This window comes from Providencia sp. 2024EL-00732 (genome assembly GCF_044006275.1).
Lineage (GTDB): Bacteria > Pseudomonadota > Gammaproteobacteria > Enterobacterales > Enterobacteriaceae > Providencia > Providencia huashanensis.
In genome coordinates this window covers 1-23,884 of the sequence record NZ_JBIPDG010000018.1, presented here as the reverse complement: position 1 = coordinate 23,884, position 23,884 = coordinate 1, and the positions used below count along the sequence as shown (strand labels likewise).

General features: G+C 38.5%; 20 protein-coding genes. 7 read left to right on the top strand and 13 right to left on the bottom strand.

Annotated features, from left to right (window positions below):
- Positions 1-113: 113 nt before the first annotated feature.
- Positions 114-1,127 (top strand): 16S rRNA (guanine(1207)-N(2))-methyltransferase RsmC, encoded by a 1,014-nt coding sequence (gene rsmC, locus ACHB7C_RS19295; RefSeq protein WP_048608598.1) that lies wholly within the window; start codon positions 114-116, stop codon positions 1,125-1,127.
- A gap of 337 nt (positions 1,128-1,464) precedes the next feature.
- Here the strand turns inward: rsmC and ACHB7C_RS19290 are convergent, their stop codons facing one another.
- From ACHB7C_RS19290 to ACHB7C_RS19265, 6 genes are all read right to left on the bottom strand, one after another.
- Complete coding sequence (locus ACHB7C_RS19290; protein ID WP_042849073.1) at positions 1,465-1,719, bottom strand: DUF1435 family protein; 255 nt, start codon at positions 1,717-1,719, stop codon at positions 1,465-1,467.
- Between the two features lie 127 nt (positions 1,720-1,846).
- The gene (locus tag ACHB7C_RS19285) at positions 1,847-2,377 is read right to left on the bottom strand and encodes a GNAT family N-acetyltransferase (protein ID WP_042849074.1); all 531 of its coding nucleotides are present in this window, start codon (positions 2,375-2,377) and stop codon (positions 1,847-1,849) included.
- A 206-nt stretch (positions 2,378-2,583) separates the two neighbouring features.
- Complete coding sequence (phoA, locus tag ACHB7C_RS19280) at positions 2,584-4,023, bottom strand: alkaline phosphatase (protein WP_042849075.1); 1,440 nt, start codon at positions 4,021-4,023, stop codon at positions 2,584-2,586.
- A gap of 179 nt (positions 4,024-4,202) precedes the next feature.
- On the bottom strand, positions 4,203-5,771 hold the full coding sequence (locus tag ACHB7C_RS19275) for an alpha/beta hydrolase-fold protein (RefSeq protein ID WP_395348236.1): 1,569 nt from the start codon (positions 5,769-5,771) through the stop codon (positions 4,203-4,205).
- Between the two features lie 61 nt (positions 5,772-5,832).
- Positions 5,833-6,450: a DUF3156 family protein gene (locus tag ACHB7C_RS19270; RefSeq protein WP_042849077.1), complete on the bottom strand. Its 618-nt coding sequence runs from the start codon at positions 6,448-6,450 to the stop codon at positions 5,833-5,835.
- A complete protein-coding gene (locus ACHB7C_RS19265; protein ID WP_042849078.1) occupies positions 6,425-7,915 on the bottom strand; it encodes an APC family permease in 1,491 nt (496 codons plus the stop codon). The genes ACHB7C_RS19270 and ACHB7C_RS19265 overlap by 26 nt, the downstream gene beginning before the upstream one ends.
- 397 nt (positions 7,916-8,312) lie before the next feature.
- Between ACHB7C_RS19265 and ACHB7C_RS19260 the strand changes: the two genes are divergently transcribed.
- Entirely contained in the window at positions 8,313-8,981 is a 669-nt protein-coding gene (locus ACHB7C_RS19260; RefSeq protein WP_094301196.1) for a LuxR C-terminal-related transcriptional regulator, read from the top strand.
- Positions 8,982-8,983: 2 nt separating this feature from the next.
- Here ACHB7C_RS19260 and ACHB7C_RS19255 read toward each other — a convergent pair whose 3' ends face one another.
- The 5 genes from ACHB7C_RS19255 to ACHB7C_RS19235 form a co-directional block, all read right to left on the bottom strand.
- On the bottom strand, positions 8,984-9,727 hold the full coding sequence (locus ACHB7C_RS19255; RefSeq protein WP_042849080.1) for an SDR family oxidoreductase: 744 nt from the start codon (positions 9,725-9,727) through the stop codon (positions 8,984-8,986).
- Positions 9,728-9,852: 125 nt separating this feature from the next.
- On the bottom strand, positions 9,853-11,346 hold the full coding sequence (locus ACHB7C_RS19250; RefSeq protein WP_042849081.1) for an aldehyde dehydrogenase family protein: 1,494 nt from the start codon (positions 11,344-11,346) through the stop codon (positions 9,853-9,855).
- Between the two features lie 28 nt (positions 11,347-11,374).
- The gene (locus tag ACHB7C_RS19245) at positions 11,375-11,743 is read right to left on the bottom strand and encodes a cupin domain-containing protein (protein ID WP_042849082.1); all 369 of its coding nucleotides are present in this window, start codon (positions 11,741-11,743) and stop codon (positions 11,375-11,377) included.
- A gap of 49 nt (positions 11,744-11,792) precedes the next feature.
- Positions 11,793-13,097: an FAD-binding oxidoreductase gene (locus ACHB7C_RS19240; protein ID WP_042849083.1), complete on the bottom strand. Its 1,305-nt coding sequence runs from the start codon at positions 13,095-13,097 to the stop codon at positions 11,793-11,795.
- Between the two features lie 319 nt (positions 13,098-13,416).
- Positions 13,417-14,163, bottom strand: coding sequence for a helix-turn-helix transcriptional regulator (locus tag ACHB7C_RS19235; RefSeq protein WP_042849084.1), 747 nt, complete (start codon positions 14,161-14,163; stop codon positions 13,417-13,419).
- A 254-nt stretch (positions 14,164-14,417) separates the two neighbouring features.
- Between ACHB7C_RS19235 and ACHB7C_RS19230 the strand changes: the two genes are divergently transcribed.
- Positions 14,418-15,362: a nucleoside hydrolase gene (locus ACHB7C_RS19230; RefSeq protein ID WP_042849085.1), complete on the top strand. Its 945-nt coding sequence runs from the start codon at positions 14,418-14,420 to the stop codon at positions 15,360-15,362.
- A 41-nt stretch (positions 15,363-15,403) separates the two neighbouring features.
- Here the strand turns inward: ACHB7C_RS19230 and ACHB7C_RS19225 are convergent, their stop codons facing one another.
- Positions 15,404-16,390 (bottom strand): glycosyltransferase, encoded by a 987-nt coding sequence (locus ACHB7C_RS19225; protein ID WP_042849087.1) that lies wholly within the window; start codon positions 16,388-16,390, stop codon positions 15,404-15,406.
- 293 nt (positions 16,391-16,683) lie between these two features.
- Here ACHB7C_RS19225 and ACHB7C_RS19220 point away from each other — a divergent pair, with 293 nt between their 5' ends.
- The 4 genes from ACHB7C_RS19220 to idi all read left to right on the top strand — a co-directional run bounded on the left by ACHB7C_RS19220 (position 16,684) and on the right by idi (position 21,106).
- The gene (locus ACHB7C_RS19220; protein ID WP_042849088.1) at positions 16,684-17,595 is read left to right on the top strand and encodes a DUF808 domain-containing protein; all 912 of its coding nucleotides are present in this window, start codon (positions 16,684-16,686) and stop codon (positions 17,593-17,595) included.
- 384 nt (positions 17,596-17,979) lie between these two features.
- Entirely contained in the window at positions 17,980-19,740 is a 1,761-nt protein-coding gene (gene narX / locus ACHB7C_RS19215; protein WP_048608607.1) for a nitrate/nitrite two-component system sensor histidine kinase NarX, read from the top strand.
- A gap of 19 nt (positions 19,741-19,759) precedes the next feature.
- Positions 19,760-20,416: a two-component system response regulator NarL gene (gene narL / locus ACHB7C_RS19210; RefSeq protein WP_042849091.1), complete on the top strand. Its 657-nt coding sequence runs from the start codon at positions 19,760-19,762 to the stop codon at positions 20,414-20,416.
- Positions 20,417-20,584: 168 nt separating this feature from the next.
- Entirely contained in the window at positions 20,585-21,106 is a 522-nt protein-coding gene (gene idi / locus ACHB7C_RS19205; RefSeq protein ID WP_071547687.1) for an isopentenyl-diphosphate Delta-isomerase, read from the top strand.
- A 15-nt stretch (positions 21,107-21,121) separates the two neighbouring features.
- Here idi and ACHB7C_RS19200 read toward each other — a convergent pair whose 3' ends face one another.
- Positions 21,122-22,672 (bottom strand): aromatic amino acid ammonia-lyase, encoded by a 1,551-nt coding sequence (locus ACHB7C_RS19200; RefSeq protein WP_166686035.1) that lies wholly within the window; start codon positions 22,670-22,672, stop codon positions 21,122-21,124.
- Between the last annotated feature and the right edge of the window lie 1,212 nt (positions 22,673-23,884).

Here is a 23,884-nt window from a genome sequence, read left to right as displayed (position 1 = left end):
TGTACAACCACATCTTATCAAAGGGGATTAATAGCGCCAACAGAGCAATGCTATTTCTCCCATTTCTGGTAATGTGTTATCGGTTATCTATTATTTTAGGAGATTGACAGAATATGTCATTACTGACACCTGCCAGCGAAGTTATACAGCGCCATCTCGAACACTTTACAGATCGTCATGTCATTTTGGCCGGTGACATTCAGGATGAACTTGCAGCAACCTTAGAAGCAGCAAGCGTTCGTGTCATTACGAACCAGTATCACCACTGGCAACGTTTACAACCGTTAATGGGGGAAATGGCGTTATACTCTGCGACAACCCCAGCTGAATTTATTCAGCCCTGTAATACACTCATCTATTTTTGGCAAAAAAACAAGCAAGAAGCTTGTTTTCAGCTTGATGATCTTTGTACCCACCTCGCTACTGGTAGCCAAATATTTATCGTAGGGGAGAACCGTAGCGGGGTAAAAAGTGCCGAGTCTATAATGGAAGGCATCGCTAGCTTGCAAAAAATTGACTCTGCACGCCGCTGTGGTTTGTATTATGGCGAACTAGAGCAACCGACCCAGTTTGATATTTCTCGCTGGTGGCGTCATTATCAAATTGATAATGTTAGAATTAATGCATTACCAGGCGTATTTAGCCATATGGAACTCGATATCGGTAGTGATTTATTATTATCTACACTTACAGAGCCTATGAGCGGTGACCTATTAGACTTAGCTTGCGGTAATGGCGTATTGGCGGCCGTTATTGGTTCCCAAAACCCAGAAATAAAACTTACATTAAGTGATGTTAGTGCCTCTGCATTAGATTCCGCAGCTTCTACACTTGAAGCTAATCAGCTAACAGGCAAAGTGGTTGCAAGTGACGCTTATTCAGATATTCATGATAAGTTTGACTGGATTATTTCTAATCCACCTTTCCATGATGGGCTAAATACTAGCTACCGTGCAGTTGAAAATATGATTTACCAAGCTCCTAAATTCCTGAAAAAGGGCGGGCGCTTGCGCATAGTCGCCAATGCTTTTTTACCTTACCCTGATTTACTGGATAAAGCATTCGGTAGCCATGAGGTGCTAGCTAAAACAGGGAAATTTAAAGTTTATCAAGCGATTAAGCGCTAACTGTATCAGTGAAATTAACACGCCGATAAATTCACCCAAACTAGAAGTGGCCAGTCATTATTGACTGGCTATTTTTTACCAAAAAACGGCGACCAAAAGCTACACCGAATTAGTGTAACCAGACAAACTTAGTGAGTTGCGAGGGTGACGGAATTGCTAGACGCGCTAGCTTCAGGTGTTAGTATTCTATAGACGTATGGGGGGCTAATCCCCCCTTTCACACCACTGATGCAGTCAGTGTTTTTCACTTCAAATTGACTTGAAAGCACTTTCTACCGTGCGCTCACTTTCCCTCTATTATTTTTCCTAATGCATTCACTCATTATTTAACCCAATACTACCTTTGTAATACAAATGCAGCCAGAAAACACACGAGTGAAACAACGGCTGGGATAATCAATAAACGCCGAGAACCACGGTTAAACAACATACCTGCAGTCGCGATCATCATAATGATCATGGTGATTTTGAGGTTATCTAACCCCATATTGCTGAGTACATAGGTAATGCTCAGCAATATCACGGCGAAAACACCCCATAAACCAGCCCCTATGCGCCGTAAGCCAGTTGTTTTTGATATGCTAGTTGGCATAATGACCTCAACAATCTCAAATGATAATGATTATCAATCATATCTGATTTTGTGTGAATTTCAATATTTATTGTTCAATTTGACGACAAAATCAATAGCCAACAAACATATTCATTAACAAAACACTCTAATCAAACCAATATACAAAGTGAATATCTTCCGGCTCTAAAGCAAATAATTCTGGGTCAGGTTTTTCAATCAAAGTACAGCCAAGATATTGGTAGAAATGTACTGTATTTTCTGATGGTGTCGCCGATATATACAGCCCTTTAGCGTTTTTTTGAATGGCTAGGTCAACACACTGCTGAAATAGCAGCCCAGCCAAACCTTCACCACGATGTGGGTGACTAACATGTAAAAAAGACAACTGCAGCAAATTTTTTTGCTCACCACGCCATGTATTGTCTAAACTCGCAGCTGCAATCAGTTTCCCTTGTTCAAACACCCCTATAAAAATGGCCCCTTGGTCATAACTTTCCAACAAATGTGGAGTGTAAGCTTCAGGTTCACCTTCAGGCCAACCTTTCATATCAAAGCGCTGCTTTGATAGCACCAATTTCCCATCTTGATGTAAATATAGGTGCTCAATTAATTCAGTGCGATCAATAGACCAAACCGCTGGAATTTCATCTCGCTGTAGTTTCCGTACTTCTCTCATAAATTGGTTCTCATCATGCTGCGCTTATAAATAAGCTCTCGTTTTGATTATTAAAAAATAATAAATCAAGATAACCAATAAATAAATAAGTTCAAATATTTCATAAAGCTATTAAGGAATGGTTGAATAAAGGGGAGAGGAAAGAAGGCCGTTAAAAAAATTCTCCGCAACATCCTGTCGCGGAGAATTTATATTACAGGGTTGGTTTATTGCTTCAATCCCATTGCATCACGCATGGTAAAGAACAAATCGGTTTGGTCAGTCAGACCCATTACGTTTGCCGCATGTGGGCCATAGGCAGCTACACGTAACTGAGCGCCAGTGTGCTCCTGTGAGTCATCTTCTTCAGAGTTCCCGTAGTTAACCACCATCACAGAGCCATCTTTAGTAATCAACGCTTGAGTTAGCCCTGTTGATTTAGTGCCTTCCGGTATGATTTGGCTCGAATGTGAGTGATCCGCAGTCACGATAACCAAAGTATCACCATGTTGTTTAGCAAAATCTAAACCAACTTGAACGGCTTCATCGAGAGCCACGGTCTCACCAATTTGGCCACACGGATTTGCTTTGTGATCTTGTTTATCTATGGATGCGCTCTCAACTTGCAAGAAGAAACCATTCGGGTTGACTTCTAATAAATCAATCGCTTTTTTAGTCATTTGCGCTAACGTTGGCGCATTTGGATCTAATTTAGAATTAGGTTTACATTCAAGTGGTGCATTATTGATGTTGCCATAATGAACGGCTTTAGGCCCTTCCCACGCGACTGCCATATTGCCATCATGGAATAAACCTAAAACAGGTTTATCTTGATTCGCAACAGTGACGTTGTTCAACGCATTTGCATCACGCACAATGTTGTAACCACGTTCAATAGCCTGTTGTTCTAACGTTTTACCTTTATAGTCCCCAGCTTTTGCTTCTTGTTTGAAGCTCTTCGCACCACCGCCAAGGGTCACATCTGCGCGAGTGATCAATAACTGCTCTGAAATCGAGCCACGCCCGCCATTTTCTAAGGCATTAGCCGCACATTTTTCTGATGTTTCTTCAGGTCCATAACATTTACGTGCACTGACATGGGCGAACTGCGCGGCTGGAGTTGCATCCTGAATCTCAGAGGTTGTCACGTTGCCCGTAGCTTTTCCATTACGTTTCGCAATTTCAATTAACGTTTCGTGGTCATTACCAAATACATCGATTCCCAATGCACCATTATATGTTTTCACACCCGATGACCATGCAGTTGCGGAAGCCGCCGAGTCAGTCACATAATCAGGTTTCTGCGTTTTTTTATCTAATGCATAGTGAGTATATTGCCCTGTGATAGGTAAGGCATCGATGCCTTTAAAAAAGCCAGCTGCACCTTCTGCATAGTTACGTGCGACGGTAATTTCAGAATCCCCCATACCATCACCGATAAATAAAATCACATTTTTGGCTTGACCATTGTGAAGCGCCGCTTTCATGATGTCAGTTTGTTCAGTCGCTAAACGACGTGCTCCGCCAAATTTAGTGATATCGCCTTGGGCCGCACGGTTTTCTGAAACCGCATCATTTTTATCTGCGGCATAAGCAGGGATTGTACTTCCTAAAATCAATGTACTTACTGTGACAGCTAAAAAAGATTTCATAAAATTACCAGTCATAACAGTTTCCTTGCCGATCAATAATGAAAAATGAATAAGTATGTTTTAAATAATGATAGGCATGCTAAAGGAGCTAGATGACAGTTGAATGACGCTTTTATGGCGAAATGAATACGGTTGTCATAAAAATGAAAAAGCAGCTCATTACAAGCTGCTTTAAGCACTAATCCGGTTATTGCTTACCACTGTGATGAGAGTTTCTTTGTGCCCTCATACAGTGTTTCACACCAAGAAATGTAATCATGGCCGCTGGGTAATTCTATTGCATCAACTTGGTAGCCTTTATGCTTTAATACGTCAAACAAGTGATAATGATTTTGAATAATTCCGCCCCAACTGCCTCTTTGTTCAAATAAACCCGCCTCAAGGAAAAATCGAATGGGTTGCTTCGGCATGGTTTCAATTTCCCGGATCAGCCATTCAGGGTCTTCCCCCTTTGGTGACCACCAATAAGACCCTGACATGCTTAACACATTGCCGAATACCTCCGGATGCTGTAAGGCATTCCAAGTTGCCCCAAGCCCTCCATAACTAGACCCCGCAATAATAGTGTGTTTAGCGTCCGCTTGGATTCCCTTTTTTACCAGTAACGGCATTAACTCATCCGCCAGCAATTGAGGGAAGTCATGATTAGGAGGCAGCTCTTCCCCACGACGTTCCGAACTGATGCTATCGACAAACACGATATCCATAGCTGGCAAATCACCGTTATTCATCCATTTATCAAAAAACTTCACCATTTGATAATTTTGTTGGTAAATCTGACCATCTAACAACACTAACAGCGCAGGGTGTTTCATCGGCATATTTGCGCGATATACCGTAATTTTTCGTTCATTATTCAAAACACGGCTAGAAAGTGTAAAAGTTTCCAAACTTCCTTGAACTTGCGAGTGCTTTATTAATGGGAAATTACATTGGCGTATTTGTGGCGCTAGTGACAATAAGGAGAAGCGGTCGTATTTATCTTCAGCTAAAGATGGAATAACGTTGGGGTTATACGGGTCAGCTTGTGCTGTCACTAATATTGCCTTACGCTGTGCGAAACCACCTTCAGGAACCATTGGGATATCAGGGGCAATTTTATATTGTGACAATGTCTTATCAGGGATAATAAAAGAGCGGTACCAAATATCAGTTCCCGCCAAATGCGCCATTCTTTCATGATTCCCCGATGGCGCTCCTAAAATATACACATTGGATTTCGCCCCCCGCCATAAAAAAGTTGCTCGCTTTTGCGAACCAGCGAGATCCTCAATCAGTGGAGTTCCTTCTATCGCAACAGCTTGCCAGAAAGCGGCTGAGTCCCCATCGCTATAATACTCATCCAATAGGCTTTGCAACTTAGGGCTTACAGGCTCTCCCTCTTTTTTGATATCTAACGGCTGATAAGGTTTGACATCAAATTGCAGACGCCAAGGCTTCCCCGGCTCACCTTTCAAAGAAAGATAATAAACCCCATTTGTAGGGACTAAATAATCCGCAGAATGAGGTTCTTGCGCCGAACCATATTCTTGTAGAGTACGTATGGGCTGTTGCTTAGCGTCTAGTAATGTGACCTTGGAAACCCCCTCTCCACGTTGCTTGATAAAATTTTGCTGTGATGCTTCAAAAAATAAACAGCTATCCCCCTTACTGTTATGCACCCCTTCGGCAGTAGAAAGCTCCGCTAATCGAATACAGTCTGAAGAGGTTGCGATGGCTGCTGAAGAAAACAAAATACACCCTAAAAGTGGCAAAGATTTCACATCTCATTCCAATGAATCAATTGATAATAATAATTATTACTATCAAAGAACTTATTCAAACTCAACGGATAATCCGTTTTTTTTCCATCAGTTGGCTAATTAACTGTAATGCGCTCAATAAACGATGACGTTGCTTGCTCTCCAGCCTCAGATAACGTCGTGTTGCAGGAATACGACTGACCATCTCTGATGCAGTAAAAGGTTCAATCTCACAACGCCACTGACCATGATTAAGCTCTATTTGGCATCGGTTAAAATCCAACTCTTCTAATGTTTGCCGAATAATGGGATATTCATTCAACCAGCCAATAACCTTAGCCCCATCTATTTGTTTAGATACAAAATGGATATGTTTTTTCCTTACACTTCCTCGCGTTTTTACTTCAATTTTTGCATTAATATCCTGATGACAAATACCAGAAACGGCAAAACGGCTATATACAATAAAAGCAAGAAACAGCTTTCTTGGGCGTTCAGTGACTTCAATCGTTAATTCAGGTTGTAATTGAATAAGGAGCGCTCCCGGTGCCCGCCATTCACACGGATAAGGAAGCATATCTCGCTCAATACGATTAAGTGTTAGCCCAGTTTGATAGCCCACTGGTAAACGTTTTTTGGTTAATCTGCTGCCTAGCCGCTGCCATAGCGAATATTTAGGCGAGGTTGCGTAATGGCTCAAGTTGGCCTCCCTCAATTTCTTCATCTCGGAATGAGTTTGATAGGACTGACTCTACACTTAGCGGTTTGAATGGGTTAACTTTTTGCACAAAAACCGTCCAAATTAAGGCATAACCAGCAGTTAAACCTAACATTATTGCAAAAGGAATATATACATCAGACTTACTCATACCCGGTGGAGTGATATAAACAATGGCTAAAATAATGCCCACACTCGAAATAATCTGTGGCAGAGGGAAGAATGGTGAACGATAAGCGCGGTGTAAATCAGGGCGACGGATACGCAATAGCACCACGGAAATAGTTACCAATAAATAAGCAACTCCCCAAGAGCACACAGCGGCTAATACTAAAGGAATGATGCGGTCAAGATCGCCTTGGATAGCAAAGGCGTGTAAACAAGGGATCATCACAGCAACTAAAATACCAAATACTGGTGTTTTAAAGCGTGGGTGTAAGTAAGCAAAGATGCGAGGTAATGCACCATCAAGTGCCATCCCGTAAAGAATACGCGGTACTGCGGCCATTAAAGTATTGATTGTGGCTCCACCAGCAAGTAAAAGTGCCACACCAATCCAATATTTACCAAACTCACCCATCACTAATTCCGCAAATGCTGGAATAGCCATTGGTGTTTCCAATAAACGGGTTCCCGTTTGTGGGTCAACCACCACATTTTCCACTTGGTTCGCTAATGCGGCTCCAAATAGCACCATACACAGAGCGACACAGAACAACCCTGTTGTCATTGCCCGCGGAATAACTTTGGCTGAGTTTTTAATCTCAGGCGCCATTGGTGTCACTAACTCACACCCTACAAACATGAACATGGCCATTCCAATAAAACTCAGTACTAATGTTGGGTCTGTATTCAATGGCTGACCAAACCAACCATCCGTCTGTACATGAAATGGTAATAACAAGCCGCTTATGCTGAAGATCACTAATGTAGACCACATAGCAAACGTCAGCACAACTTCCACCTTACCAAAAGCTTCGATCCCAAAAGCGTTTAAAATACCAAAAGTAACAACAAGCCCAACACCAACCATCCACGAGGAATTACTGGTTTCTAAAACCGTATTTAAATGCTCAAAATTAACCAACGCCATAATTCCAGAAAGAATTGTTTCGGCCGTTCCAGCAAAGACATGCACTATTAAATAGGCAGAAAGCGCCCCAGTAATTGCCCAGAAGCGCCCCATTCCACAAGAAATATAATCATATACCGAACCTGATGTTGGTAGGATTGCAGCAGCTTCAGAAAATGTTGTTAGCTGAGCTTGCATCATAATAAAACTCAACAACACCGCTAAAGCAAAAGTATCACCGCCAATGCCGAATCCACTAATAACCGTTAAGATAACAGGACTAGCCATAATCAAACCGGCAGAACTTGCCAATGTTGTAGGAAAGCCAACTTTCCCATTCTCTAGATGTGACGACAATTTTGAGGATAAATTCATTTTTCTTCCCTCTCGCTCCATACACAGTCATGAATGTGAATTTTTTGTAAAAATATAGTGACTGAATTGCCACTATAAAAATAAGCACAAACGACTCGCTATCGTTCTAAAGGACGATACCCAGAGAGAGGGGGGAACCCAAAAACAGCGCAAAAAGTACCAACAACTGAATCAAAAAATAGATAATTAATTAGATATCAATGCATAACAAAAAAACGCTTTGTTAATATATTAATAATAAGTTCACTAAAGATACCCAAAAGCAATAGAGCATTATTGGATGGGTTTTAACGATTTTTAAATACTGCAAGCAACCTCACGTTATTAACATGTTTACTTTATGTTAATATCAATAAGGCGCATGATAATAATTCGATTGGCTACGGAAGGTAATATGATGAGCTCTTTATTATTTAGCCCTCACCAACAAACATTGATTGATTGCTGCCTAAATACGATTGCTCATATTATTCCTATATCAGCATCCGTGTATTATCTGGTTAATGACCACTGGCAACCCGATAACTATATACTTTATGGGGTTCCCGCAAAAATGCACCAAGATTATCTTGCCTGTTTTTATCAGCTAGATCCTTTACACCCGAATAACTTTCGTAGCAGTGACTTACGCTTAGTGAGAATGGGGGCGGAGGCACGTCAGCAAAATCAGGCATTCTTCCATGACTTTATGCAACCAAATAATATGACGGATATGGCTGAAATCTTTATTCGGCGGAAAAATAAGATTATTGCTGGAATTTCAATCATGCGAGATAGCCCTTTTAGCCAACAAGAAATCATGCGGTTAAATGCAATTTTACCTGTTGCAGAGCTAATGACATTTGATGTGCTGCCTGATTCCTTAGTTTCTTATACTCCTAAAGAACAAGAAATTATCCACTTAGTACGAGAAGGTGCAAGCAACAAACGTATTGCATTATTATTAGGTGTATCTCTGTCTACGGTAAAAACGCATTTGCGGAATATTTTTACCAAAGCACAAGTCACCAACCGGACAGAACTTGTTTCATCAGGGTTCATTATTCGCCAAGAAAAGCATTTTTAGCCCTAACGGCCACCAGCCGCATCAATTATTGTCCCTGTGACATAGGATGAAGCATCACTCAGTAACCAAGTGATAATCTCCGCAATTTCCCTAGGCTCTCCACCTCTTTTCATCGGTAACTGTGCCGCAATGCGATCCACTCGACCTTCCTCACCACCATCCTTATGCATCTGTGTATAGATATAGCCAGGGCGTACACCATTCACACGAATACCTAGCTCAGCCAGTTCTAATGACAACCCTTTCGTAATAGAGTCCACAGCACCTTTAGAAGCCGCATAATCAATATACTCCCCCGCAGCCCCTAACCGAGCCGCAGCTGAGGAAACATTAACAATGGCTTTATTTTGAAATTGATTAAAGAAACGGGCATGCTTAATGAATTCTCTGCAACAAATCAGTAGCCCAGTTACGTTAGTCGCCAGCACCTTATTAATACGTTCCGCTGACAACCCCTCAGTAGTCGATTGTTGAAATAAAACACCGGCATTATTGACTAAAAAATGAAGGTCACCGTACTGTTGCCTGATAGTGTCGAATAGCTTAACAACATCACTTTCATCACTAATATCACATTGAAATGCATCAGCCATACCACCCGAGGCTTGGATTTCCCTAACAAGATTTTCTGCGGACTGTTGGTCACTTTTATAATTGACCAACACATGCATACCTAGGCTTGCTAACTGGATGGCGGTAGCACGGCCAATCCCCCTGCTCCCCCCTGTAATCAACACTTTTTGCATTAGGTTATCTACCAGTAATGATAATTAACCTATCTTAACCATAACTTGCACTCTATGCGCAATAAAATACAAAAAACCCGGCTTAATCGCCGGGAAATATTGATTAATTTCATGTTAGCTAAATACTAATAACGCACCATGACAGATTTTAACTCGGTGTAATACTCGATAAAGGCACTACCAAACTCACGCCCAACCCCTGATGACTTAATTCCACCAAAAGGCACTGCTGGGTCAAGGAAGGTATGCATATTCACCCAAACAGTCCCCGCTTCAATTTGTGAAATCATGCGCATCGCTTTACTTAGGTCATTAGTCCATAAGCTAGCCGCTAAACCAAATGGAGTACTATTCATTAACTCAATAAGTTCATCTTCATTGTCATAACTGAGGAATGTCCCTACAGGGCCAAATGTTTCTTCCTTCATCAACGCATCATCTGGGCTATTTGCACGAATAATGGTTGGCGGTACAAAATAACCTGTACCAGCAATAGGCTGGCCGCCATAAATAATTTCATTACCCTCTTGGCGTGCTTTTTCAAATAAAGCGAGAATTTTTTCATAATGCGCTTTATTTGCGAGTGGCCCCATTTCTGTTGTTTCATCTAACGGCGCCCCCACTTTCATCACAGACAAGCGGGCTTTTAACTCAGTTAATACGGGTTCCATTAACTTAGATGGAATATAGAAACGCTCCGCGGCTGCACAAATTTGCCCCTGATTCAGATATCCAGCCTCAATGATGCCATTGACTATTTTTTCAACGGGTAAATCCGCTAAGAATGCAGCGCCATTTTTACCACCTAACTCAAGCGTAACACGGGTTAATTTTCCTTCCATTGCGGTACGCCCTACCGCTAGCCCCGTTGGTACAGAACCCGTAAATGTCACTTTGGAACATAGAGGATGATGGATCAGTGCAGGCCCAACTTCACGACCTCCACCATTAATGATGTTAATAACCCCGTCTGGGATACCTGCTTCTTTTGCTAGCTCAACTACCCTTAACATCGTTAAAGGGGTAAATTCACTCGGCTTTAACACAATGGTACAACCGCAAGTTAATGCAGCGGCTAATTTCCAAATAGAAATCATTATGGAAAAATTCCAAGGAATAATACCTGCTACTACCCCAACAGGCTCCCGCTGTGTAAATGCCGTGTATTTTTCACCATTAAATGAAGGCAATGAAACATTGAGAGTCTCACCACTGATTTTCGTTGCCCAACCAGCAAAATAACGTAAAAATTGTGCGGACGAACCCACTTCAAGAAAACGAGAAAGCTGAATTGTTTTCCCTGAACAAAGGGTTTCTAGCTGAGCCAGTTCTTCAAGATGTTTCTCAAACAAATCAGCAAGGCGGTTTAAGCAATTCCCTCTCTCCATCGGTGTTGTATTTGCCCAAGCCCCTTTGAATGCAGCGTGAGCAGCTTCCATTGCTGCATCAACGTCTGCTAATGTGCCTTCTTTCACTTTCGCAATGACTTGCTCAGTGGCTGGATTAACGACATTAAAAAAAGTATCGCCCATGCCAGAAACCGGCAACCCGTTGATAAAATGGCCATGTTGACGTTTCAGAAATTCACTGACCTCTGGTAATAGGGTTAACTCACTCATCGTTATCACTCCACTTAATAGGAATTAATTAGGCATTGACACAAGCTAGGTAATGTTTGACAAAACGCGGGGCATCAATTTCCCACAAAACTTCTGTCCCTTTCGCTGCAAACCATGTATCACCCTTATGATATTCAACCGTTACACCCGTTTTCACATCGGTTAATTTGACTGAACCTTCGTGAACGGTCGCCATTTCATCAAATGGGTATACCATTTTGAACTTACCTTTTGTACAAGCGAAAATTCCACATGTCAGATTATCAGTGGGTTCGCCATGTATCATCGCAACACTCGCTTGAGGATCGCCCTCGACAACTACAGACCCTAAGTTTGTAACACTACCTACATTCAGTAATTCCGGCAGTGGTTTATTCAATAATAATGGACTAATCATGATTTTTACCTTTAATCAATTTTAATAAAATAGATGGACTGATAACGAACTAGCGCCTCCCCTGCCAATAACCCGATGTTTGATGCATAATTTTGGCAAGTGAAACAATGACATTACGCATGCTATCTTTACCAATAATGTTGGCATGAGGAATAGAGCTCATTAAGTCATAACGATGCGAACCTTCCACCATCCCCTCAGCAAGAACTTTACAGACAATTTGGCTAGGCGTGACACCGAAACCGGAATACCCTTGAGCATAAAACACATTTTTATGCTGTGGTAATGTACCAATTTGGGGAAATAAATTTGCACTACAGGCCATTGGCCCCCCCCAAGCAAGTTCGATTTTGACATCTTTGAGGTAAGGAAAGACTTTTAACATTAAATTCCGGTTCCATGCTTTAAGATCAGATGGAATGTACTCAAGGAAATGCGTCGAACTGCCAAATAATAAACGGTTTTCATTCGTCACACGGTAGTAATCAATTACAGGGCGAATGTCACTATATGCGCCTCGGATTGGGCTGATCTGTTCAATTAGCTCGTCCGGCAATTCTTCCGTCATTAATTGATATGCGTAAGTATTAATCGTTTTAGGGTAAATTGTTGGTTCAAGACCATTTAAGAACGAATCGCAAGCCCATAACATTTTTTGGGCTTTAACCGTGCCCATCGCCGTTCTTACCGTGATGGTATTTCCATACTCAACATTTAATACTTGGCTATTTTCAAAAATTTTAGCGCCATAAATTTCACTTATTGCTTTTGCTTCACCCAATAGCAAATTCAATGAATGAACATGCCCACCCCCCATGTGTTTGATACCACAGGTATAAGCATCAGAACCGATAATCTGTTTCAGTTCTGTACCACTATAGAATTCAATTTCCTCATCGGGATCAACGGATTTAAAATCCTTTAGCCAACCACGTAAGGTTTTTTCTTGGCGCTTGTTGCTACCTAAATAAGCGTAACCGCGGCAGAAATCAGCATCGATATCATATTTAGCGATACGCTCACGCATGATCCCAGCCCCCATGTTACTGAGCTTAAAGATCGTTTCTAACCCTTCAGGGCCAACATATTTTTTAATTGCATCAATATCATGGCCAATACCTGCCATAACTTGGCCGCCATTACGCCCAGAACCACCATAGCCTAGGTGACGCCCCTCCAAGATAGCAATATTGGTAATACCTTTTTCACACAACTCGAGTGCCGTGTGGACCCCTGAAAAGCCACCACCAATAATGACAACATCCACATCAAGATCTTCTTTTAATGTAGGAAAGCGTAAGTCATATTTCTTAGTTGCAGCATAATAAGTTAGTGATTCTACTTGGTTATTCATAACGGATACCCTGTTTAGTATCTTTCGATAACCTGATTATCTTAACCTTGCATTAACAATTACATAGCCCTTTAGGGACATTCGAAACATAAAGTTAACATTTGTGACGTGAGTAGAATATTTATATAAAAATAAAATTTAGTAAAGTTTATTTTTTTAATTAAAATTCAATTAATTAGATAATTATTGCCATATTAATAATATAACAATTTATGAGTTGAAATACTTAAAAGTATTCTAATAAATATTAGATAAAACTAACACCATGATAAATAAACTAAATAATTCTAATATTTTGAGGTAAGGAAATTCACCCTACCTATTGAATTGGCCTATTCATAAATAAGTTAAATAATTCAGCTTGCGAATTAATATCTAATTTCTGGTAAATATTCTTACGATGATTTTTGACTGTCCCTAAACTGATAAAAAGCGACTGTGCAATCTGTGGGGAGCCTTTACCAGCAAGGATCAGTTCAACAACCTCACATTCTCTTGGGGTTAACCCAAACCGCGTTTGCATATCCGCATTTCGGTAATGATGAGAAACTGCATGAGGAGAGACTTCTTTATGAAGCCTAGCCATACTACGAATAATATCGCAAGCATCTTTAAGTGGGGCTTGTGTATGCTTTCCTGAGAAGAAAGGTCTATCTTCGTTACCAAAAAAGATCCCTAGTTGCCTACCTGTTGAGATCTCTAACAATAAACCCGCTTCATCACACCAACCCGTTTTACGATAGAAATTAAGATAATAATCAGTGTGATAAAAACCTTTAGGTGCCAATTCTTTTAGCGTGAGTACCGTCGAAGCGCCCCCTTTCTGGATTTCTTGATAGAATGGGTCCATTAAATAAGCACCTCGCTGATAGATCCTATTAACACTATCACTATTGCGACGTTCGACTTTAGATAGAAATCGAGGAGGTGCACCTTTCTCAAAAGAATATACAATCGCATTATCAAATGTGATGAATGAAGATAACCATGATAATAAATTAGGGTAAAACTGGTTAGTTGCAACAGAATCAATTACATCTGGCAATTTATTGAGATAATTATCCATGCTCCCTCCTAGTTTATTAACTTATTAATAAAGTGTATTTATACTCCAAGCTAAAGGATATAAGAAACACATAATCTTTATAAACTCAACATGATTGTTATTAATATGTTAATTATGTCACTATGATATTAGTAACATTAATGAATAGTTTCATTACATTAGTATTCATTAAAATGAAGCTTAAATCACAAAATAATAAATAAATCCTTATATTATGTTAATCAAAAGTAAATAACATAATGAAAGGAGCAAAAATGCAGAAATACAAAATTATTTTAGATTGTGATCCTGGACATGATGATGCTATGGCTATCTTTTTGGCGTTAGGTAACCCAAATATAGATTTACTCGCTGTCACGACTGTCGTTGGAAACCAAACTCTAGACAAAGTGACTCACAACGCACGCGCAATTATGGAATTCGTTGGTGCAAATAATATCCCTATAGCTGCTGGCTGCCCTCGTCCCTTAGTAAGGACAATACAAACTGCCCCTGAAGTTCATGGAAGCACAGGGCTTGATGGGACACACCTTCCAGAGCCAACACAGCCAATTGACCAACGCCATGCTGTCGATTTGATCATCGATACAATCAAATCTCATCCCCCTAAAACAATTACTCTCGTTCCTATTGGTGGATTAACAAATATTGCTTTGGCCGTCAGAAAAGCACCTGAAATTGTAGAGTTAGTAAAAGAAGTCGTTTTGATGGGGGGAGGCTACCATACCGGTAATCGCTCTGCTGTAGCTGAATTTAATATCATCATAGACCCTGAAGCCGCCCATATTGTATTTAATGAAAAATGGCCGATTACCATGGTTGGATTAGACCTCACCCACCAGGCTAGGCCAAATGATCTAATTATGGAACAAATTGCTCGTTTGAATACACCAATTAGCCAATTTGTTGTGGAATCCCTAAATTACTACACAACAGGTTATCGCCAACGTAATGGTTATAGCGACCATGCACCTGTCCATGACCTTTGTGCCGTCGCTTATGTTATTAACCCATCGATAATGGAAACAGTTAAAGCGCCAATTGATATCGAGTTACAAGGTACTTTAACTACAGGGATGACTGTCACTGATTTTCGTATGCCGGCCAAAGCCGAATGCCATACACAAGTTGCCACAAAGCTCGATAACCCAAAACTATGGGAAATGTTTATAAATTCCCTTAAGCAATTAGGTAAATAAATAATGAAAAGGTAGCCTCTGTCAGCTACCTTTTCAAAAGATTATGATTTAAGGATTTCTTTTAATTTGGTATAGCGCCTAATTAAACGCCACTTAAGTTTTACTGTCGTCGCATGTTCCCATACTACTTGCCAGTAACCTTTATCAAAAAACTGCTGCACCATCTCTTTTTGTGTTTCAGGTGACTTAATTGCCAGTAAGGCTTGGATCACCCCTAAGCCTTCCTTACCAACCTGCCATAAGCAAGCTGGTGCTTGTTTGACTTGCTCAGGATAGCGCCGATAAATATCTAGCAACATATCAATGATTTTCAAATAAGTGTTTATCTTACGAACTGAGCGTTCATCACCCGTCAATGAGTGAGAAACTGATTGGTTATGGATCAAATAACGATAATACTGTTCATTAATAAATTGCACACGTTTTGCTACTAACAAAACTTCAGTCGTCCAAGGAATATCTTGATGATGCAACTTAGGCTCAAAGAAAAAATCATGTTGGCGTAACATCTCTAAACGGTATAAGTTCAACCAAGTCACATGTAAAAACTTACGTGAGCTTAACCCTTTTTCAAGCCATTCAGGACCAGATATCACCCCCGTAGAGGGTACTTTGTTTGGTGGGAAAATAGCCTTCGGTGCGTCACCATTGGTATAAACATATGTCCCATTACAGGTTGCAACGTCTAGGTCTCCAGATAATGCGATTTCTAATAGACGTCCATACATTTTAGGGTTAATTTCATCGTCTATATCAGGAAATGTAATATATTTCCCCGTTGCTTCAGCCATTCCAGTATTACGAGCAACCGAAACACCTTGATTTTCCTGAGATAATACTTTGAAACAAGCAAACTTATCTGCATAAGCATTGATAACGCTTTCACTATCATCCTTAGAGCCATCATTAACAACAATAAGCTCCCAGTTCTCTAATTTTTGCGCTATTAAACTTTCAAAAAACTGAGGTAGAAATTTTTCACCATTATAAACGGCAACAACAATGCTCAAAACTGGCTGAGAAGACATGTATTAACCTTATACCAATCTACTTAAAATTATTTATAACCCAAAGTGGTTAAGTCAGACCGAAAGACCAACTATAAATGTGTTACTTCACTAAAATTAATTAGTTAGAAACACAAAAAACGCATTGGTTCCATTGTCATAAAAATTTAATAATTCAATGCGCGGCATTTTTAACTGTAATGGTATTATTAAATTTTATAGATTATGGTTAATACCAAGTGAACTAATTATCGCTAAACCAACCTAATAAACATTAACTACACCTTAAAAAAGAAAATAATGAGGATATTATTTTGGCTGGAAGCAGTTTACTCACATTACTTGATGATATTGCCGCAGTGTTAGACGATGTTTCCGTCATGACTAAAATGGCAGCTAAAAAAACATCTGGCGTTTTGGGTGATGACCTCGCTTTAAATGCTCAGCAAGTCACAGGAGTACGGGCTGATAGAGAACTTCCTGTTGTTTGGTCAGTTGCTAAAGGCTCGTTTATTAATAAATTGATACTTGTCCCTTTAGCACTACTAATTAGTGCCTTTTTACCTTGGGCTATTACACCATTACTTATGCTTGGTGGGGCTTACCTATGTTTTGAAGGTGCAGAGAAAATTGCACATAAGTTATTGCACCCCGAAACAAAAACAGCCGCTACTATGCAAAAACAATTATCTCCTGAAATGCTTAGCGAGTTTGAAAGTAAAAAAATCAAAGGTGCTATCCGTACTGACTTTGTACTATCTGCTGAAATCATTGCAATAACATTAGGGATTGTTTCTTCAACGACCTTTATGAATCAAGTTATTGTGCTTTCTATTATTGCGATTGTAATGACAATAGGTGTTTATGGGCTAGTCGCAGGTATTGTTAAATTAGATGACTTAGGGTTTTACTTGCAGAAGAAAGCATCTACAGCATTAAAAAAATGTGGCAATGCTTTAATTTATATCACACCATATCTAATGAAAACCTTATCTATTGTAGGCACAGCCGCAATGTTCATGGTTGGTGGTGGTATTTTGACACATGGTATTAGTTACATTTCAGAATGGATCGATGAAATTGCTTTTACCGCAATTTTGACCCCTATTATTGGCAGTACAATGCAGTTTGTCTTACCTACCATTATTAATTTATTTTTTGGTTTAATCGTAGGTTTACTTCTAGTTGCAATAATCAATTTATTCAAAAAACTTAAAAAAAGTTAACCTCAAAAATAAGATAGCACAGACGGTTGAGTGCTATCTTTCTCTCCATTGTTTACCATTGTTATTTTTTCGCTATAAATTTAATTACACATTGCGTTACAAACATAAGCAAACTGATCTAAATCAAAAGAAATTCATCTTTAATTTACGTTATAATACGTAGATGTGTATTTTAGAATATAACAAAAAAATAGATTAACCATTAAATATCAATTAGTTGAAATTATCAGTATATATATTAAAGCTTAATTTTTTGCTTTAGCGCTCACACCACCGAAAAAATATACCACCAAAGTAGTATATTTAATATTATGCTCTTTATGAACAATACTAGGTGTTCAAGCTTTTTAATTTACTATGAGCTTTATTTTTGAGGAAGGAAAAATGCCGACTCTGTATCGTCGCTTTTCAATTATTAACCAAGTAATCGGCCTGATGCTACTTATTGCGATCTTGGGGATTATTGGAATGACGATTTCAAATCGTATGATTATTAGCGTCCAAGGCAATGCCCATGCAATAAATAAATCAGGCTCCTTAAGAATGCAAAGCTACAGGTTACTTTCCTTAGTACCATTAAATACTCAAAATCAACGTTATCTAGGCATATTAGAAAATGATTTAGTAAGCCCAGAACTAACACAAGTAGTAAAAGTCGAAAATTTAACCCCCCAATTTAATGAACTTCATAATTATTGGCTACATACACTGAAACCAGCGCTAATGGCTGCTGAGTCACCAAATGATGCAAGATACGAAGTAATATCATTCGTTAATAAGCTTGATGAACTAGTCCATAATATTGATGAAAAAACAGAAAGAAAAATTGCTTATGTCGCAATGACCCAGCTCGTTTTTATTAGTTTAGTTTTTTTGTTATTAATGGGAACAATGTGGCACCTAAGACGGAAAATTTATTACCCATGGGTAAAATTATTGTCAATGGTGACTGCTATTGGCCAAAAAGATTTTAGTCAGCGCTACCCTAAAAATCACCAACAAGATGAGTTAAACGCTTTGGGTGAAACACTTAACCAAATGTCCGATGAGTTGGCTCAAAGTTACCATCAATTAGAGGAAAGGGTTGCAGAAAAAACAGCGGACCTGATGACAAAAAATCGCGTTTTATCTTATTTATATCAATCAAACCAAATCTTACATTCTTCGGAGCCTCTGTATTCACGCTTACAAAAAGTGCTGATTGAGCTCAAAAATATTACCCTATTAAAAAATCTCAGCTTACGGTTATACGAAGAAAGTAATGATGCCTATTTTCATGAAATATGTTGTGATTCAATAGGGCTATCTGAATTAGATAATCATGTTACAAAACAACCCTCCCCGATAATAAAAAAAGCAATAACTATGCAGTGGGATTTGTCTGACAACATGCACCGATATGGTGTCATCATCGGTGAAATTGAAGATACAGAAGTCCTTTCAGATGAACAAAGCAATCTAGTTTCTGTATTGGCCAAGCAAATTTCAGGCATGTTAGCAATGGAGCATCAAATAGAGCAACAACAACAGCTATTGATAATGGATGAGCGCTCAGCCATTGCTCGTGAGCTTCATGACTCTATAGCTCAATCATTATCCTGCTTAAAAATGCAAATTAGCTATTTGCAATTGCAACCTGAACCATTACCAGAAAGGCCTCAACAGTTGTTAACTGAAATGCGCAGTGAGATTAATACCGCGTATAGTCAGTTAAGAGAGTTATTAACCACCTTTAGGCTTAAATTAACTGAGCCTGGGCTCTTACCCTCTCTAGAGAGTACAATCAGCGAATTCAGTGAACGAATGGGCTATTCAATAGGATTAAATTATAACCTACCAGCGAAAAGTATTTCGCCACACCAATCAATCCATATTATACAAATAATCCGAGAAGCCCTTAGTAATATCCTAAAACATGCAAATGCTAAGCGGGCTGAAGTATCATTAAGTCAACATGCGGGTATCGCTAGCATTACTATTACTGATGATGGCACAGGAATCTCATCTAATGCTGATAAACTTAACCATTATGGGCTAATTATTATGAGGGAAAGGGCACTGAGTCTTAAGGGTGAGTGTTCTATTATTTCTAGAGAGCAAGGGGGAACTCAAGTTAAAGTGACTTTCCCTTTACCTGACGCTTAAAACACCGGAAAAATCATCTATGGAGAATACAAATATAATGAATGAAAAATCAACCATCCTACTTATTGATGATCATCCGATGCTAAGAAATGGGGTCAAACAACTGATTAGTTTAGAACCTTCATTACAAGTCATCGGAGAGGCAGGAGATGGGAAAACAGGTATCCAAATCGCAGCAGAACAAGACCCTGATTTAATTCTTCTCGATCTGAATATGCCGGGTATGAATGGCTTTGAAACTCTAGATGAGCTAAGAAAAAGGGAACTTTCTGGAAGAATTATCCTTTTTACCGTCTCTAACTATAGTGATGACCTAGTCAACGCGTTAAAAAGAGGAGCTGATGGTTATCTACTTAAAGATATGGAACCAGAAGAGCTTATTGTGGCTCTTAAAGAGGCTGCCAGTGGAAAATTAGTTGTCAGCCCAACGCTAGCTTCAGTACTTGCTGAATCATTAAGGGATAATACAACACAAGATGAAAACCATATTGCATCCTTAACACCAAGAGAAGCGGACATCTTAGAACTCATTTCACAAGGGTTGTCCAATAAAATGATAGCTCGCAAACTAGATATTGCAGAAAGTACAGTAAAAGTTCACGTTAAACATTTGCTTAAAAAATTAAACTTGAAATCTAGGGTTGAAGCTGCTGTTTGGGTATTACAACAAAAATAATCCTCACGACAACCCTATCGCAGCTATATAAATAATAAAATAGCTGCGAGTTAAAAAAAAATAAGACTAAGAATTAAACTAAAATAAGAGATAAATAGCTCTAATTTGCAAACTTTTATTTTTAGTTATAATAAACTATACGTATAGTTTTTAATGGAAATAATAAAAATGGAAGATCAGTTAATTTTAGTTAATGAAAATGATGAACCAATAGGTGTAATGCCTAAATTACTCGCACATCAACTCGGTCGCTTACATCGCGCCTTCTCTATTTTCATTTTTAATGACCAAAATGAATTGCTTATCCAGCAAAGAGCGCTTCATAAGTATCACTCTGCTGGCCAATGGGCTAATTCATGCTGTAGTCATCCAAAACCACATGAAGATACCCTACAAGCCGCACAACGACGACTTAATGAAGAATTAGGGTTCATCACGCCTTTAACTCATGTTGGTTCATTCACTTACCATGCTGAAGTGAGTGGAGGATTAATAGAACATGAATATGACCACCTATATGTTGGCCACTATAATAAAGTGATCTATCCCAATATTGAAGAAGTCGCATCCATCCGCTGGGTTAGTATTTCTAAACTTATTTATGAAATTAATCAACAACCGGAGATTTTTACTCCGTGGTTTAAAAAAATACTGACTAAATACCCATCATTAAATTTCAATTTAGCTTAATTAACTGCCCGATGATTATATTTCATAATTTAAGATATAATCATGTATCAGTGTTAATTCTTTTGAAAGTGATTTATCTTCACCATTTAAATCAATACATTCACTTATCATATGATAAATACTATCTGTTTTTGAAGATAATAAATAAGAGGGATCTTTCTCTTTTCTTAAATTAATTGCTTGTACCACACATAAAAATACAATCGAAGCTAATTCATATCCATACATTAATTGATTTTTTAATTTTTCAGCAACAAATTGTGCATTCGTCGCAGTATCCTCAACACCACCTGCGACAGAGAAGTAATCTAATGAAGCTGGCATTGCTAGATATTTAATTCTCATTGCTAAAGTAACTGCGGGCTTTTCAATGGCACCAAGTGCATGAAATGCAGTTCTATTACCTAAAAACCGAGTTAGCTGTGTAAAATAAGGGTCATTAAGTTTTACTATCTGCTGTACACTTGCTAGTGCATTATGAGCAATCGCTAAACTTAATTTTTCGATAGATAAAACCCAAGGTAGTGTTTCAAAATTTCCACTTGGAAGCACTGCCTGATGACAATCATTTTCAGCCAAATTATTATTTACATGTTTAGTGAGCACGCATGGATTATCATTTGATCCATTTACTTGAATGAGGAGCTGTTCTTTAGCTTGTTCATAGCTTAAACGCAACTCTGCTAGCCGATATACCCCACAACGATAGCTTAGAGGGTCTTGTAAATGACGTTCATCGTCGTAACATTCCAACGAAGAACCAACTAATAGGCTTCTAAGTTTTTCTCCCATTGCAATAACTTCAGGGTATGCACAAGCATCCAAAACCTGCTGATTTAAAGGTGAGAGATTACCATTTAAGGCTTGAAGATTTAAACAATACAATAACTCACTTATATTTATGTAATGTGCTGTTTTTAATAACGCAGCTGCTGCTATAGCAACAGAATAAGCGTTTGAACATAATAAAGAGAGTGAATCTTTTGCCCAAGGTTCTATGGGGGTAATGCCCGCAAGTTGAAGTGCCTTTGAAGAAGACATTGTTTTACCTTGGTAAATTACCTCTCCCTCACCTAATAATGTAAGCCCTATATGACTCAATATAGTGATATCCCCCTCACCAATAGAACCCATGCTTGGGATAAAAGGAATGATATCTCTGTTAAGTAATTCGACATAGCTATTAATTATTCTAGGTTGAATTCCACTATAACCATTAAGTAACATGTTAATGTGAATTCCCATGATCCCTCTAATTAAACAGCTATCTATTGGCTTACCTATACCCACAGAATGTGCACGTATTAGTTTTTTATTAAATATCGTTGATTTTTCAATTAGCTCTTCAGTAAACCTACCATTTAATTTTATATATTCCGTATCTTTATTTAAGCCAACACCTACTGTTAGACCATATATCCTTACTCCTTTCTCGGCCTCTAATATTAATAGGTTATGGCTTTCTTCTAATTTTTCCACTACCATATAATCCACAGCAATATCTTCACCATTCATAATTAATTCTATATCATGAAGTTTTAAGTTTTTTCCATTCAGCAAAACCATATACCCTCTCTAAAAAAAGAAAAAATAAACAATTTACAACTGTCTTTTTACTTATTTATAGTAAAAACTAAAACTCATTATTTTTAAACTTTAACTATCAAACATTATTAATTAGGGAAGAATAATAATTATAATGGTATAGTTTTATTATGTTTAATAGCAAATTTTATTAAATATAGAGGACAATAAGTAATGCCAGACCATTCGTTTTAAATCAATCAATTTTATATTTTAATACATCGTAAAATATGATTTATTGGCATCTATATAATTGAATGATAAGGGATACAATAAAAACTAGCGCAATAATAATTTAATAATAAAAGTTAATTTCTAAGTTGATTATTATTTAGCTAAGCTTAAAATTATCATAATTACAGTGATTAATTATTAAGCTAATTTTTGATTAGCTTACCGCTTTCTATTTTTTCTGTTTTCAATCATAAGAAGTAACGGGCTAAGTAAACAAAATGAGCACCTGTTAGCCACTATCAATTTCGCCTAAGATACAAAAAAATTAATTACTGAGCTGACTACTAATTAGCCCATCATTTCGAACCATATCTGCCATTTATCTGTATTTTCTATATAGATGTCATTTTGCCAAAGCCAGTAATAAGGGCTTATGCATGACTATAACCAATACGATGATAAGAAACCGAATAAAAAGCACGAGCACAATAAGCAAGGTGATCACACAAGTTAGTTGCTAAGTGAATTATTGACTAGCAACAACAAGATGTATCATAAATACTGAGGGTGATTTTAGATGAGAAAAGGAACTACGATAAGGGTTAAAATGATAAAAATGAAGTAGACGTACTCGTAAGTTACTGAGTGGATTATTGGTCCTCGATGACAATAAGTGCCATAAATACAAAGCACATTCACTAAGCTAATGATTAATCACGAGGAGTCACGAGCCGAGTCAACAAAGAGAACCTCCACTCGTGTCATCATCCCTTTCACCGAAGTGACTTAATTGCTGAAAACGAGATGAGCAGGAAAAGAATATCTCTGTACTAATGAGGGGTTAACCTAGTCCTCTGCTAATCAGACTGTTAATTTAGAAGCTAGACATAAGCAGTTAGAAGTTAGAAGTTAGCCTACAGGATAATAAAATATGCAGTGGTCTCAATGCCTCATTCCCCTAGGCAGAGCCCTCACAATCAGAGTCGCCCTGAGACTGAACACCTCACTCTTCGCTCCACA

Coding starts and splice junctions, on each gene's coding strand:
- rsmC (WP_048608598.1), top strand. CDS start 114: ATGTCATTACTGACACCTGCCAGCGAAGTTATACAGCGCCATCTCGAA.
- ACHB7C_RS19290 (WP_042849073.1), bottom strand. CDS start 1,719: ATGCCAACTAGCATATCAAAAACAACTGGCTTACGGCGCATAGGGGCT.
- ACHB7C_RS19285 (WP_042849074.1), bottom strand. CDS start 2,377: ATGAGAGAAGTACGGAAACTACAGCGAGATGAAATTCCAGCGGTTTGG.
- phoA (WP_042849075.1), bottom strand. CDS start 4,023: ATGACTGGTAATTTTATGAAATCTTTTTTAGCTGTCACAGTAAGTACA.
- ACHB7C_RS19265 (WP_042849078.1), bottom strand. CDS start 7,915: ATGAATTTATCCTCAAAATTGTCGTCACATCTAGAGAATGGGAAAGTT.
- ACHB7C_RS19260 (WP_094301196.1), top strand. CDS start 8,313: ATGAGCTCTTTATTATTTAGCCCTCACCAACAAACATTGATTGATTGC.
- ACHB7C_RS19255 (WP_042849080.1), bottom strand. CDS start 9,727: ATGCAAAAAGTGTTGATTACAGGGGGGAGCAGGGGGATTGGCCGTGCT.
- ACHB7C_RS19250 (WP_042849081.1), bottom strand. CDS start 11,346: ATGAGTGAGTTAACCCTATTACCAGAGGTCAGTGAATTTCTGAAACGT.
- ACHB7C_RS19245 (WP_042849082.1), bottom strand. CDS start 11,743: ATGATTAGTCCATTATTATTGAATAAACCACTGCCGGAATTACTGAAT.
- ACHB7C_RS19240 (WP_042849083.1), bottom strand. CDS start 13,097: ATGAATAACCAAGTAGAATCACTAACTTATTATGCTGCAACTAAGAAA.
- ACHB7C_RS19235 (WP_042849084.1), bottom strand. CDS start 14,163: ATGGATAATTATCTCAATAAATTGCCAGATGTAATTGATTCTGTTGCA.
- ACHB7C_RS19230 (WP_042849085.1), top strand. CDS start 14,418: ATGCAGAAATACAAAATTATTTTAGATTGTGATCCTGGACATGATGAT.
- ACHB7C_RS19225 (WP_042849087.1), bottom strand. CDS start 16,390: ATGTCTTCTCAGCCAGTTTTGAGCATTGTTGTTGCCGTTTATAATGGT.
- narX (WP_048608607.1), top strand. CDS start 17,980: ATGCCGACTCTGTATCGTCGCTTTTCAATTATTAACCAAGTAATCGGC.
- narL (WP_042849091.1), top strand. CDS start 19,760: ATGGAGAATACAAATATAATGAATGAAAAATCAACCATCCTACTTATT.
- idi (WP_071547687.1), top strand. CDS start 20,585: ATGGAAGATCAGTTAATTTTAGTTAATGAAAATGATGAACCAATAGGT.
- ACHB7C_RS19200 (WP_166686035.1), bottom strand. CDS start 22,672: ATGGTTTTGCTGAATGGAAAAAACTTAAAACTTCATGATATAGAATTA.